An 11,114-nucleotide genomic window follows, 5' to 3' on the forward strand; every position below is an offset into this window, starting at 1 on the left:
CGCCAGCGTCAGCCCGCCGACAAGCGCGCTCGCCTGACAAAGCCCGAACCAGTTGATGAACACCGCGAGCGCGAGCAGGCCGAAAATGATCGACGGCACCGCGGCCAGATTGTTGATCGACACCTCGATGAGGTCGGTCCAGCGGTTCTTCGGCGCATATTCCTCGAGATAGAGCGCCGCGAGCACCCCGGTCGGGAACGCGATGAGGAAGGCGATGAAGATCGTCAGCACCGACCCCTTGAGCGCGCCCCAGATGCCCGCGACCGCGGGATCGGTCGCATCGGCGTTGCGGAAGAAGGACCAGTGGAGGCCGGTCGACAGCTTGCCGTCCTGCTCCAGCGCCTCGACCTTCGCGCCGAGCGCGCCCTTGGCGCTTTCCTTGGCGGCGATGTCGACTTCGGACGCGGCGGGAAGGTGAAAGACCGTCTTTGCCGTGAGCAGATCGGGATCGGCCTTGATCGCGGTGCGGACTTCCTTCCACGCATTCTCGCTGATCAGCTTCGCCCCGCCGGCGCCCAGCGCCTCGTCGGCGGCGAAAGCGACGATGTCGGCCAGCCCCGCGTTGGCGATCGCCCGGTCGGCGTCGGGATCGGAAAGGCGCGACGCATCGACGGTGAGCGGCATCGCCTTGAAGTCGATCGGCACTTCGACATTGGTATAGGTAAAGCCGCGCAGGCCGTTGCCGACCATCACGAAGAGGAGGAAGGCCAGGAAGGCGCCCGAAAGCAGCACCGCGCCCAGCCCGAACAGCTTGAAACGGCGTTCGGCGGCGTAGCGGCCCGCGATGCGCTTCTGCATCGCGGCGCCTTTCCAGTCGGTGGGGGCGGTGTCTCTATTCATAGGCTTCGCGATATTTCTTGACGATGCGCAGCGCGACGATGTTGAGCAGCAGCGTCACGACGAACAGCACGAGCCCCAGCGCGAAGGCCGCGAGCGTCTTCGCGCTGTCGAATTCCTGGTCGCCGGTCAGCAGCTTGACGATTTGCGCGGTCACCGTGGTGACGCTGGCGAAGGGGTTGGCGGTGAGGTTGGCGGAAAGCCCCGCTGCCATCACCACGATCATCGTCTCGCCGATCGCCCGGCTGACCGCGAGCAGGATGCCGCCCATCACGCCGGGCAGCGCGGCGGGGATCAGCACCTGCCGGATCGTCTCGTTCGGCGTGGCGCCGAGCGCAAGGCTGCCGTCGCGCATCGCCTGCGGCACCGCGTTGATGCTGTCGTCGGCCATCGACGAGACGAAGGGAATGATCATCACCCCCATCACGATGCCCGCCGCGAGCGCGCTTTCGGTGCTCGCGTTGGGAATGCCGAGCGCGACGGCGAATTCGCGCAGCGCGGGCGCGATGGTCAGCGCGGCGAAATAGCCATAGACGACGGTCGGCACGCCCGCGAGGATTTCGAGGCAGGGCTTCACCCATTTGCGCACGCGCGGCGCGGCATATTGGGTGAGGTAGACCGCGGTCATCATGCCGATGGGAATGGCGACGATCATCGCGATGATCGCGCCGATCAGCACGGTGCCCCAGAACAGCGGAATGCCGCCGAACGTATCGGGCTGCGCCGCGCCGCTCTGCGGGTTCCAATAGGTGCCGAACAACAGCTCGGTCGCGGGGACGAGGCGAAAGAAGCGGATCGACTCGAACAACAGCGACAGCACGATGCCGAAGGTCGTCAGGATCGCGACGAGCGAGGCGAGCAGCAGAATCGCCATGACGATCTTCTCGACCCGCGTCCGGGCCCGGAAATCCGGCTTGATCCGCGTAAAGGCATAAAGCCCGCCCGCAAGTGCGAGCGCCAGCATCGCGGCGATGCCGATCCAGGCGTAGGTGTGCGTCGCTTGCGTATAGGGCTTCACCAGCGGCGCCGCGGCGGGAATGCGCACCGCCGCCTGCGCGCCTTGCGCGACGTTGCGCGCATCGGACAGGATCGCGCCGCGCTCGAAGCCGAAGGCGGGCAGGCTCTGCGCCGCGTCGCTCGCGAGGACGCTGTTGGTGATCAGCGCGGGCGACACGCTCGACCAGACGGCGAGGAAGATCGCGGCGGGGACGAACAGCCACAGCGCGACATACCAGCCATGATATTGCGGGCGCGAATGCAGCTTCGCACCCGCGCGCCCCGCGAGCAGCGCCGAGCGTCCCCGGCCGGCCAGCCAGCCGATCAGCGCAAGGCCCGCAATGAGCAGGAGTAAGGCGGCGGCGTTGAAGGTCACTTGATCGTCATCCGGTCAAAACCTTCGTCATTGCGAGCGAAGCGAAGCAATCCAGAGCGGTTTACGCATAGTCTGGATTGCCGCGTCGCTTTGCTCCTCGCAATGACGATCCGTGAAAAACGGTGGCCGGACCGGACGAAATCCGCCCCAGCCACCAAGGGGGAGGTTATTTCAATTCCGCGCCATCCAGCGGGGTCATGCCCTTGGCGTTCGCTGCGGCCTTCGCCGCGACGTCGGGGGGCGAGATGACCAGGCCCTTGGCGGCGAGATAGCCGTCCTTCGCCGCGCCCTTCAGGAACTCGGCGACATATTCGGCGAGCCCCGGAACGACGCCGACATGCGCCTTCTTGATATAGATGAACAGCGGACGCGACCCCGGATAGCTGCCCCCGGCGATCGTGTCATAGGTGGGCGACACGCCCTGCACCGGCACCGCCTTGATCTTGTCCTTGTTGGCGTCGAGGTAGGAGAAGCCGAAGATGCCGAGGCTGTCGGGGTTCTTGTCGAGCTTCGAGATAATCAGGTTATCATTCTCGCCCTGCTCGACATAGAAGGGCGCGCCGCGCAGGCCGGTGCACACCGCCTCATGCTTGTCCTTGTCGCTGTCCTTCAGCGCCTTCATCTCGGGGTTGGCGTCGCAGCCCTTGCCGAGGATCAGCTCCTTGAACGCATCATAGGTGCCGCTGGTCGACGGCGGGCCAAAGACCGAGATGCCGACCGCGGGCAGCGCCGGGTTGACGTCTTTCCACGTCTTGGCGGTGTTCGGCTTGCCATAGGGGTTGGCGGCCAGCGCCTTATAGACGTCTTCCTCGGTCAGCTTGAAGCCGGGGCCGCGCTGCGCCTCGCCCAGCGCGATGCCGTCGATGCCGATCTGAATTTCGACGATGTCGGTGACGCCATTCTTGGCGCAGGTGTCGAATTCCTTCTTCTTCATCCGGCGCGAGGCGTTGGCGATGTCGGGCGTGTCGCCGCCCGCGCCCTGGCAGAAACGCTCGAAGCCGCCACCGGTGCCGGTGCTGTCGATCTTCGGCACCTTGTTCCCGGTCGCCTCGGCGAACTTCTCGCCGACCGCGGTCGCAAAGGGATAGACGGTCGACGACCCGACCGCACTGATATAATCGCGCGCCGCGCCGCCCGAAGACGCCTGATCCTGGCACGCGGAAAGCACCAGCGCGGCGGTCGCGACGCAAGCGGTGAGGGCAAATTTCTTCACCATGGAAAAATCCTGTCGGGGGTCGTTACCGAACCAAGCCACCACCCCCGAGGGCGACTCGCTGAGCCGCCAATGGGGGATTCGTGTGACGTGTTTGTGACAGGAGTCGTCATATAAGTGTCATGAACGGCCCTGTGGCATGGCGTCGCAAAATCCCTATCTTGCCGATGAAAGCAGCGAAGGGGCGGATATCATGATCCTCATCACCGGCCACGTCATCCTCACCCCCGAGCATCGCGAGCGCATGATTGCGCTCGGCGCCGGGCATAGCGCGCGGTCGCGCGGCGAGGCGGGGTGTCTAGCGCATAATTGCCATGTCAATGTCGAGAACCCCGACCGGCTGATGTTCGTCGAGGAGTGGGAGAGTATCGACGCGGTCCGCGCCCATTTCGCGGTCCCCGCCTCGGGTGCCTTCGTCGCCGAAATGCGCGCTCTCTCCCCGCAGCCGCCGGTGATCCGCATTTATGCCGCTGAGGATGTCACCGCGAAGCTGAGGGGGTGATCCTCCACTCCGCTCCCGCAGGCGGGAGGGGGTGCTGGCGCGTGTACGGGCAAAAGAAAAGCGCCCCGGAACCCGTCCGGGGCGCCCTCTGGCCGATCGCGGCTGGTTCAGCCCGCGGTGGGCGTCGTCGTGGCGACGGGGCTCGTAGCCGGTTCTGCAACGGGCTCGGCTGCAGGCACGGCGGCGGGCGCAGCGGGCGCCAGTTCGGCGGTCGGCACGATCTTCGCGCCGGCCGGGATGACATAAGGCAGCGCGTCGGCGGTGCGCGCGGTCAGTTGCTGGCCGACCGGGATGATCGCCGACTTGCCGGTGACGAAGGCGCCGAAGACGCCGACCGCGACCACCGCGCCGACCGCGGCGCCGGTGTTGCCCTGGCCCTCCTGCCGGTGCACGCCCGACAGGCCGAGCTTCTGACCGTTCGCCATCGTCAGTTCGTTGAAGGTGAGTTCCATCTTCGCCGACTTGCCGAACGCGCCCTTGCCGGTGCGCCAGGTTACCGTGGCGCGCGCCGGCGTGCCCTTCGGGATCACGACGACGCCGTTGTGCATCACGTCGAAGAGGCTGTGCATCAGCACGGTGTCACCCTCGCGCAGCTTCTTGCTCGACGCCTCGGCATCGGGGGTCAGAATGACCTCGCTATAGGATGGCAGCAGCAATGTCGGGGCCGGGGCGGCGACCTGAACGACGGCCGGCGTGGCCTCGGCTTCGGCCGTGGCCTCTGCGTCGGGGCTTTCGGCGGCAGGCGCGGAGGCTTCCTGCGCCTGGACATTTGCAGCGAGCACGACGAACGCGCCCACCAAAGCGGTGGCGACCCTCAAGGATTTCATAGACATTTCCCCCAATGTCGCAGAACGCGACAACCGCTTCTTGCGAGGGCGAAATACCGTTGTCAACGATGTAAGTAATCCCGCCGAAACGGAGGGATTTCTTCGGGCGCTGCACTTGCCCTTTCTTCGGTCGCGATCTTCGACGCTCGCCCGATCCGTCGACTCCGGCCCGCTCCGTCGCCGCCCCCGATCGGGGCGGACCTTCCCCGCCGACAGAAGGGGCTTTGCCTATTTTCCGAGCAGCGGCGCCAGATATTGTCCGGTGAAGCTCCGCGGCTCCTTCACCACCTGCTCCGGGGTGCCCGCCGCGACGATTTCGCCGCCCTTGACGCCGCCTTCGGGGCCGAGGTCGACGATCCAGTCGGCGGTCTTGATGACGTCGAGATTATGCTCGATCACCACGACGCTGTTGCCCTGGTCGACCAGCGCCTGCAGCACTTCGAGCAATTTGCGGACGTCCTCGAAATGCAGGCCGGTGGTCGGTTCGTCGAGGATGTAGAGCGTCTGCCCGGTCGAGCGCCGCGACAATTCCTTGGCGAGCTTGACGCGCTGCGCCTCGCCGCCCGACAGAGTCGTCGCCTGCTGCCCGACCTTGATATAGCCGAGCCCGACGCGGACGAGCATCGCCATCTTGTCGCGGATCGCGGGCACCGCCTTGAAAAACTCCGCGGCATCCTCGACCGTCATGTCGAGCACGTCGGCGATGCTCTTGCCCTTGAACTTCACCTCCAGCGTCTCGCGGTTGTAGCGTTTGCCGTGGCACGTCTCGCACGTCACATAGACGTCGGGCAGGAAGTGCATCTCGATCTTGATCAGCCCGTCGCCGGTGCAGGTCTCGCAGCGCCCGCCCTTGACGTTGAAGCTGAAACGCCCGGGCTTGTAGCCGCGCGCCTGTGCCTCGGGCAGCCCCGCGAACCAGTCGCGGATGATCGTGAAGGCGCCAGTGTACGTCGCGGGGTTGGAGCGCGGGGTACGGCCGATCGGCGACTGGTCGATGTCGATCACCTTGTCGCAATGCTCGAGCCCGGTGAGCGCGTCGTGCGGCCCCGCGACCATCCGCGCGCCGTTGAGCGTCCGCGCCGCGCTGGCATAGAGGGTGTCGATGACGAGGCTCGACTTGCCCGACCCCGACAGGCCGGTGACGCAGGTAAAGGTGCCGAGCGGAATCGTCGCGGTGACGCCCCGAAGGTTATTCGCGCGCGCACCCTTCAGCACCAGGTCGAAGCCGTTGCCGGGGCGGCGGTGCGCCGGCACCTCGATCTTCTTCGCGCCGGTGAGGTAGGCGGCGGTCAGGCTCTTCTTGTTCGCGAGCACCTGTTTGAGTGTGCCCTCGGCGACGATCTCGCCGCCGTGGACGCCCGCGCCGGGGCCCATGTCGACGACATAGTCGGCGTGGCGGATCGCATCCTCGTCATGCTCGACGACGATCACCGTATTGCCGAGGTCGCGGAGGCGCTTGAGCGTCGCGAGCAGCCGGTCGTTGTCGCGCTGGTGAAGGCCGATGCTGGGCTCGTCGAGGACGTAGAGCACGCCCGACAGCCCGCTGCCGATCTGGCTGGCGAGACGGATGCGCTGGCTCTCGCCGCCTGACAGCGTGCCCGAGGTGCGGTTGAGGTTGAGATAGTCGAGCCCGACATTGTTGAGGAAGCCGAGCCGCTCGTTGATCTCTTTCAGGATCGCCTTGGCGATCTGGCGCTGCGTGTCGTTCAGCTTCTCGTCGAGCGTGCTGAACCACGCGAGCGCGTCGGCGACGCTGCGCTGCGCGGACAGGCTGATGTCCTCGCCCGCGATCTTCACCGCGAGCGGCTCGGGGCGCAGGCGCGCGCCGTGGCATGTCTCGCACGGCTGCGCGGTCTGATATTTGCCCAGTTCCTCGCGCATCCACGCGCTCTCGGTCTGCAGCATCCGGCGGTTGAGGTTCCCGATCACGCCCTCGAACGCCTTGTGCGTCGTGTAAGTGCGCTTGCCGTCCTTGAAGCTCAGTTCGACGGGTAGGCCGCCGGTGCCGTGCAGGATGATCTGCTGCACCCCGCCGGGCAGATCCTGCCACGGCGTATCGAGGGCGAAGTCATAGGCTTTGCCGAGGCTTTCGAGCACCTGCATATAGTAAGGCGACGGCGGATTCGATTTCGCCCACGGCACCACCGCGCCCTTTTTCAGGCTCAAGGCATGGTTGGGGACGACGAGTTCGGGGTCGAACTCCAGCCGCTCGCCGAGCCCGTCGCACGCGGGGCAGGCGCCCTGCGGCGCGTTGAAGCTGAACAGCCGCGGCTCGATCTCGGCAATCGTGAAGCCCGAGACGGGGCAGGCGAATTTCTCGGAAAAGATGATGCGGTTCGCGGGGATGCCCGCGCCCTTCATCGCGCCGCCCGTATCCTCTTCCTCGCGGCCCGGCACGACGCCGTCGGCAAGGTCGACATAGGCGAGCCCCTCGGCGAGCTTCAGCGCGGTCTCGAAGCTGTCCGCAAGCCGCGTCTCGATGCCTTCGCGCACGACGATGCGGTCGACGACGACCTCGATGTCATGCTTGTATTTCTTGTCGAGCGCCGGGGCGTCCTCGATCTCGTAGAAGGTGCCGTCGATGCGGACGCGGGTGAAGCCTTCCTTCTGCCACTGCGCGAGTTCCTTCTTATACTCGCCCTTGCGGCCGCGGACGACCGGGGCGAGCAGATAGGCGCGCGTGCCCTCGGGCAACTCGCGGACGCGGTCGACCATCTGGCTGACCGTCTGCGCGCTGATCGGCTCGCCGGTCGCGGGCGAATAGGGAATGCCGATGCGAGCCCAGAGCAGGCGCATATAGTCGTAGATCTCGGTCACCGTCGCGACCGTCGAGCGCGGGTTCCGCGACGTCGTTTTCTGCTCGATGCTGATCGCCGGCGACAGGCCGTCGATATGCTCGACGTCGGGCTTTTGCATCATTTCGAGGAACTGGCGCGCATAGGCCGACAGGCTCTCGACATAGCGGCGCTGGCCCTCGGCATAGATGGTGTCGAAGGCGAGGCTCGATTTCCCCGAGCCCGAAAGGCCGGTGATGACGATCAGCGCGTCGCGCGGCAGGTCGACGTCGACGCCCTTGAGATTATGCTCGCGCGCGCCGCGCACGGAGATGTGAGTGAGACTCATGGGGGAGGCTTGTTCCAGATTTGTTCTTGAGACGCAAGGGGCGGTTTCGCGCCGCTTCGCTGCCTAGATAGGATGCCGCCCGCCGCACCGCAATGCGGAGGCTTTCCACCAACATCCCAAAGGTTTCGACCAATGCACGGCGGCTCGCTTGACCCGTTCGCACGCCCGGCGGACAAGGCGGTCATGTCCGTCGTTCCCGGGGGGGACGGCGCACGAGACGTAGGAGACTGGGGAATGACGAAATTTTTTGCAGGGGCCGCCGGCCTCGCGCTTGCGGCCGCATTGGCAGCGGCGGCACCGGCGCTGGCGCATGATCACGCCGGGGCGAAGGCGTTGCTTGCCGACACCGAGGGAGCGGCTTCGGATAACGGATCGCTGAAAGCGCTGACTTTCGGCACATGGGGCGTCGATCTCGGCGCGCGCGACACGTCGGTGAAGCCGGGCGACGATTTCGACCGATATGCGAACGGTGGCTGGTTCGCCCGCACCGAGATTCCGGCCGACCAGGCGTCGGCGGGCGTCGATTACGACGTCTATAATCTGACGCAGCGCCAGCTCCGCCAGCTCGTCACCGGCGCCGCGGCGACGAGCCAGGTCGGCGGCCTCTATCAGAGCTTCATGGACGAGGCGCGCGTCGAGGCGCTCGGTGCGAAGCCGCTGATGGCCGACATCGCGGCGGTGCAGGCGATCAAGGACCGGAGCGGGATGGCGCGCTTCATGGGCGCCTCGCAGGGGACGTTCGGCGCCTCGATCGTCAGCGGCGGCCCCTATGCCGACAGCGCCGATCCGACGATGAACGTGCTGTGGCTGGGGCAGGGCGGGCTCGGCCTTCCCGACCGCGACTATTATCTGAACGACAGCTTCAAGGCGCAACGCGACGCCTATCGCGCCTATATCGTCCGCACGATGAAGATGATCGGCGATGCCGCGCCCGAAAAGGCCGCCGACGCGATCCTCGCGTTCGAGACCGAGGTCGCAAAGGTCAGCTGGGCGATCGCCGACCGCCGCGACATCGGCAAGATCAACAACCCGATGTCGTCGGCCGAACTCGCCGCCTATGCGCCTGGGCTCGACTGGGATGCCTGGTTCGCGGGGGCGGGCATCGCGCCGCAGAAGCGGATCATCGTCAACGAGAACAGCGCGATCCGCGACATCGCGGCGCTCTATGCGAAGACGCCGCTCGATACGCTGAGGCTGTGGCAGGAATTTCACGTCGCCGACAATGCGGCGAACTATCTGTCGAAGGACTGGGTCGACAGCCGCTTCGAATATAGCAAGGCGCTGAGCGGCGTGTCCGAACTGCGTCCGCGCTGGAAGCGCGGGCTGCGGCTGGTCGACGGCAGCCTTGGCGAACTGGTCGGCGAGGAATATGCGAAGACCTATTTCCCCGCGAGCGCCAAGGCGAAAATGGAGACGCTGGTCGCCAATCTGAAACTCGCGATGGGCGACCGCATCCGCGGCAACGGCTGGATGGCGCCCGAGACCAAGGCGGCCGCGCTCGCCAAGCTCGAGAAGATGGACGTCATGGTCGGCTATCCCGACAAATGGCGCGATTATTCGGGGCTGAAGATCGATCCGGCCGATCTCTATGGCAATGTCAAGCGCAGCGCGGCGTTCGAATATGCCTATGCGCTGTCCGATCTCGACAAGCCGGTCGACCGCAAGAAATGGTCGATGAACCCGCAGGAAGTGAACGCCTATAACGGCGGGCTGGAGAACAAGATCGTCTTTCCGGCGGCGATCCTGCAGGCGCCCTATTTCGCCGAGAGCGTCGACGACGCGGTCAATTATGGCGCGATCGGCGCGGTGATCGGGCACGAGATCACCCACGGCTTCGACGATCAGGGTCGCAAGATCGACGCCAACGGCGCGGTGCGCGACTGGTGGACCGCCGCCGACGCCAAGCGCTTCGACGCGCAGGCCAAGGGCTTCGGCGCGCAATATGCGACCTATGAGGCGGCGCCGGGCGCCTTCATCAATCCCGACCTGACGATGGGCGAGAATCTGGCCGATCTTGCGGGGCTGGAGGTCGCCTATGACGCCTATCACCGCTCGCTGGGCGGCAAGGAAGCGCCGGTGATCGACGGGCTGACCGGCGACCAGCGCTTCTTTCTCGCTTTCGCGCAGGCGTGGCGGGACAAGGCGCGCGACGATGCGATCAAGCAGCAGGTGGCGAGCGACCCGCACAGCCCCTCGCGCTGGCGCATCATCGGGCCGCTGCGCAACGTCGATGCCTGGTACAAGGCGTTCAATGTGACACCGGCCGCCAAATATTATCTGAAGCCCGAGGACCGCACCCGGATCTGGTGAGGTTAATCGGCGACGACGGGGGCGGCCGCTGCGCGCTGCCCCCGCACCGTCATCACGGCCAGCGACAGCGCCGCGCCGATGATCACGAACAGCGCGGGCGCGCCGCCCAGCACCGACATCATGCGGATGCCGTCGATCCCCGATGCGGCGACGAGCACGACCGCGACCAGCCCCACCGCGATCCCCCATACGCTCTGGACCGCCATCGGCGCTTCGGGCGCGTCGGGGGTGATGCCGCGCGTCGAAAGCGCGCTCATCGCCGAGACATTGGCATCGGCGCCGGCGACATAGGAGAGGAAGATGGTGAAGAGGATGAGCCCGGTCAGGGCGGGACCGCCGCCGAGCGCATCGAACAGGCGGAAGAGCACCGAGTCCGGTCCCTTGGCGGCGATGACGGCATAGAGGCTGGCGCCGCTCTGCTGGTCGAGGACGATCGCCGATCCGGCGATGGCGGTCATCCACAGCGCCCCGAACAGCGCGGGCAGGACGAGGTTCATCAGGATGAATTCGCGGACGCTGTAGCCGACCGCGAGGCGGCCGAGGAACAGCGCCGTCACCGGCGCCCAGGCGAACCAGTTCCCCCAATAGAAAATCGTCCACTGGCGGCTCCAGTCGCCGTCGACGTCGAGGCCGAGGTTGCGGGGCACGAAGGTCGCGGCATATTCGGCGCCGCCGCGCAGCGACAGGCCGACCGTCTCGGCCGTCGGTCCGGCAATCAGCGCGAAGGCAATGATCGCGAAGAAGAGCCAGGTGTTGAGCACCGACAGCCCCGCGATGCCCTTTTGCAGCCCGGTCGCGGCCGAGATCAGGAAGCTCGCGACGATCAGGATCGCGACGGCCCAGCGCAGCGGCATCCCGCCGACGAAACCGCCGAGCGTTTCGATGCCGCCCGCAATCGCCAATATGCCCGCGCCCATCGACGCCGCCATC

Annotated in this window: 8 protein-coding genes; 2 read left to right on the forward strand and 6 right to left on the reverse strand. The window is 66.3% G+C overall.

What is annotated here, in order from left to right; translation table 11 throughout:
- From OJI97_RS06000 to OJI97_RS06010, 3 genes are all read right to left on the reverse strand, one after another.
- A partial coding sequence (locus OJI97_RS06000) for a DUF3333 domain-containing protein (RefSeq protein WP_297662057.1) occupies positions 1 to 840 on the reverse strand: 840 nt, incomplete at its 3' end.
- Positions 833 to 2,209 (reverse strand): phosphate ABC transporter permease subunit PstC, encoded by a 1,377-nt coding sequence (gene pstC / locus OJI97_RS06005; protein ID WP_297662059.1) that lies wholly within the window; start codon positions 2,207 to 2,209, stop codon positions 833 to 835. The genes pstC and OJI97_RS06000, both read right to left, overlap by 8 nt.
- Before the next feature lie 166 nt (positions 2,210 to 2,375).
- Complete coding sequence (locus OJI97_RS06010; RefSeq protein ID WP_297662061.1) at positions 2,376 to 3,425, reverse strand: substrate-binding domain-containing protein; 1,050 nt, start codon at positions 3,423 to 3,425, stop codon at positions 2,376 to 2,378.
- Positions 3,426 to 3,561: 136 nt separating this feature from the next.
- On the opposite strand from OJI97_RS06010, the gene OJI97_RS06015 reads away from it, so the two are divergent.
- The gene (locus OJI97_RS06015) at positions 3,562 to 3,924 is read left to right on the forward strand and encodes a putative quinol monooxygenase (protein ID WP_297662063.1); all 363 of its coding nucleotides are present in this window, start codon (positions 3,562 to 3,564) and stop codon (positions 3,922 to 3,924) included.
- Positions 3,925 to 4,031: 107 nt separating this feature from the next.
- Here the strand turns inward: OJI97_RS06015 and OJI97_RS06020 are convergent, their stop codons facing one another.
- Positions 4,032 to 4,751 carry a hypothetical protein gene (locus OJI97_RS06020; protein WP_297662065.1) on the reverse strand — a complete coding sequence of 240 codons (720 nt, stop codon included), beginning with the start codon at positions 4,749 to 4,751 and terminating at the stop codon, positions 4,032 to 4,034.
- A 228-nt stretch (positions 4,752 to 4,979) separates the two neighbouring features.
- A complete protein-coding gene (uvrA, locus tag OJI97_RS06025; protein WP_297662067.1) occupies positions 4,980 to 7,874 on the reverse strand; it encodes an excinuclease ABC subunit UvrA in 2,895 nt (964 codons plus the stop codon).
- Between the two features lie 234 nt (positions 7,875 to 8,108).
- Here uvrA and OJI97_RS06030 point away from each other — a divergent pair, with 234 nt between their 5' ends.
- A complete protein-coding gene (locus OJI97_RS06030) occupies positions 8,109 to 10,184 on the forward strand; it encodes a M13 family metallopeptidase (protein ID WP_297662068.1) in 2,076 nt (691 codons plus the stop codon).
- A gap of 2 nt (positions 10,185 to 10,186) precedes the next feature.
- Here the strand turns inward: OJI97_RS06030 and OJI97_RS06035 are convergent.
- On the reverse strand, positions 10,187 to 11,114 hold a 928-nt coding region (locus OJI97_RS06035; RefSeq protein ID WP_297662069.1), incomplete at its 5' end, for a BCCT family transporter.

The sequence above is a fragment of the Sphingopyxis sp. genome (assembly GCF_025869345.1).
Lineage (GTDB): Bacteria > Pseudomonadota > Alphaproteobacteria > Sphingomonadales > Sphingomonadaceae > Sphingopyxis.